Here is a 2502-nt window from a genome sequence, read left to right as displayed (position 1 = left end):
GTGCGGCGTCCGATCGAGTCCTGTCGCATCCGTGGCGCCATCGTCAGTCTGTTCTCTGCGCCGCCGGATCGGAATTCCTCGAGAGCCCCCCGTCTATGGCGCGTCGGGGTCCTCGCGCGGGAACCATCGCCGACCATGGGATTCCGGTCAAACAGAACCATCAGGATGAGAAAAGAGCGCGCTTTCGCCGAGACGAACGGGCAGCGCGCGGGGGCGACACTCGACGCGAAAACGCTTTACGAGCATCGGTTCGCCGTCGAGATTAATGTTGACGTCCTCCGCCGTCTCGACCTCGATCCAGGAACTTCGGGCGGTCGCCATTTCGGCGCGCAGGGCGGCCGCGCCTTCGCGCATAAGCCGGGAAAAAGCGTCGAGACGGGCCGCCCGGGCGAGGTCGGGCAGGATCGTCAGGTCCAGGAGGCCGTCGTCGATCAGCGCGTTCGGGCAGAGCGGCACGCCGCCGCCGGCCTGCCGGCCATTGCCGATCGCGAGCGCGATAAACGTGCCCTCCCAGGAAAAGCCCTCGGCGCGAAAGACCCCGCGGGTGGCCGAAAGCTCGGCGAAGCGCGAGATGCCGGTGATCGCGTAGGCCAGCCCGCCGAGGCGCCGCTTGAGCTCGGGGTCTGTCTCGACGGTGACGCGCGAGCCGAAGCCGCCCGAGACGAGATTGACGAACGGCCTGCCGTCGACGAGACCGAGATCGATCGTGCGCGGCGGCGCGCTCGCCGCGATCCGCAGCGCTGCGGTCAGGTCGTCGACCGGCACGCCGGCCGCATGCGCGAAGTCGTTGGCGGTGCCTAAGGGAAGAACGCCGAGCGCGCTACCTGAAGGCAACCCGGCCGCGTAGGCCGCCGCGAACACCTCGTTGATCGTCCCGTCGCCGCCGCCCGCGACGATGCAGTCAAGGCCCTCGTTCCGCGCCTCGGCGACGGCTTCGGCCGTCAATCGCGCCGCATCCCCGGCTCCCATGTGACGCGGACCTCGATAAGATGGCTGTCCCGCCGGAGCGCCTGGACCGCCTTTCGGACGCGGGCGTCGCCGGCCGCCTTGCCGTGCAGAATGATCCGGACGGTCGCCATGGACTGGACCTCCCTTTGAAGCGCCCGCCCGCGTTTGACATGGAATTCTCGGCCTGTTCAAGGTGGACGCCGGTATTCCACCGGCGTCTTTGCCTCAAAACGCAGCGCCGGTGACATTCTCGCAATCACGCCCGGGAGCGGCGGCCTGAGCGCGACGAGAACGGCTGTTCGTCCAGATCGCGGCCAGGGAGCGACTTCGATCTGCGGCAACGCGTAACCGCCGTTCGGAGCAGGATCAAGATGGGTTCGTTGCCAAGGACGGAGACCCGTTCGTCAACGCCGGGGGTTTTCTTTCGAACACCAATCACGAGGAGGACCAGCCGATCCACCTCAGACTCAAGGATTCGGCCGTCCCGACGGCGCACACGTAAAGCGGACGTTACAGACCGCGGCCGCGGACGTCACAGTTGGGGGGGCCGAAATTCGCGACGAATGCGAAGCGCCACTTTCGCCCGGGCAAAGGCTTTGTCGGCACCCAGCGTAATCGCCTGCGACCGGTCTTTTTGCCTGATATCGCAGGCGTCTGCGCGAAGCGCAGATTTTTGATTACGGCACCATCGCGACTGTCAGCTTCGGGTGTGCGCCGTGAAAAGGCGGCGCTTTCCATTGGCGCGGACTGCGCCTTATCGAAGGAAGCCCGCCGATTTTACGCCAAAGCGCCCCGTCCAAGGCAGGCCCGGAGCCTTTTCATACTTCAGGGTAATTCAATGAAATCTGCCGGGCCGGCCGATGAAGACGCTTCTGCTTCGGCCTCGAGACTTGCGGCCGGCTTCCCGTCATTCGAGATCAACACCGCGACCCATCGGGTCGTTTCGAATTGCGCAAAAGCAATCATCAGCGTGAGGGTTAGTGGATAAGCCAGGATCGCGCCAGGGATCCCCCAGAGCAGGCTCCAGATGCTGAACGCCAGCATGCCAATGGCAGGATCGATGTTTTGTCTGGAGGCCTGCATTTTGGGTATCACGAAGTTGCCGACGACGATGTTGATAGATTGGATCGCCAAGAATATCGTCGCTGCTTGCCAAAACGTCGGAAACTGCACCAATGCAAAGAGGGCCGGGGCGACGCTGCTGACCAAGCCTCCAACGACCGGAATGTACGAGATCAGGAAGATGACAATTGCCCAAAATAACGCGTTCTCCAGTCCAATCGTGAGCATCACAACACCTGCGCCGCCGGCGATCAGCGCAGCGCTCATAGTCTGGGCTAAAACACAGTCTCGAACGCCGCGGTCGACCTGTTTCAGAACCGCATTGAATCTCTTCTCCCTACTCGAAGATGCTACGACGATCGCAATTTTTGAATTGATGGTTGCCCGGGAGGCAAGGAGGAAGGCCACAAACAGGATGACCAAGCCAACGCTCGACAGCGCCCCGGTCATGCTCGCCAATGTTCTCTGAACGAGGCCTGAAAGGTCGGCGCC

3 protein-coding genes are annotated in these 2502 nt (G+C 63.3%); all 3 read right to left on the bottom strand.

What is annotated here, in order from left to right:
- Positions 1-147: 147 nt before the first annotated feature.
- Positions 148-945 (bottom strand): YegS/Rv2252/BmrU family lipid kinase, encoded by a 798-nt coding sequence (locus tag ACLP25_RS18855; protein WP_442470701.1) that lies wholly within the window; start codon positions 943-945, stop codon positions 148-150.
- Positions 942-1079: a hypothetical protein gene (locus ACLP25_RS18850; protein ID WP_442470700.1), complete on the bottom strand. Its 138-nt coding sequence runs from the start codon at positions 1077-1079 to the stop codon at positions 942-944. The genes ACLP25_RS18855 and ACLP25_RS18850 overlap by 4 nt, the downstream gene beginning before the upstream one ends.
- A gap of 694 nt (positions 1080-1773) precedes the next feature.
- A partial coding sequence (locus ACLP25_RS18845) for an AI-2E family transporter (protein WP_442470699.1) occupies positions 1774-2502 on the bottom strand: 729 nt, incomplete at its 5' end.

It is taken from the genome of Roseiarcus sp. (genome assembly GCF_052145395.1).
In the GTDB taxonomy this organism is placed as follows: Bacteria; Pseudomonadota; Alphaproteobacteria; order Rhizobiales; family Beijerinckiaceae; genus Roseiarcus.
This window is presented reverse-complemented; position numbering and strand designations above follow the sequence as displayed.

Coding starts and splice junctions, on each gene's coding strand:
- ACLP25_RS18850 (WP_442470700.1), bottom strand. CDS start 1,079: ATGGCGACCGTCCGGATCATTCTGCACGGCAAGGCGGCCGGCGACGCC.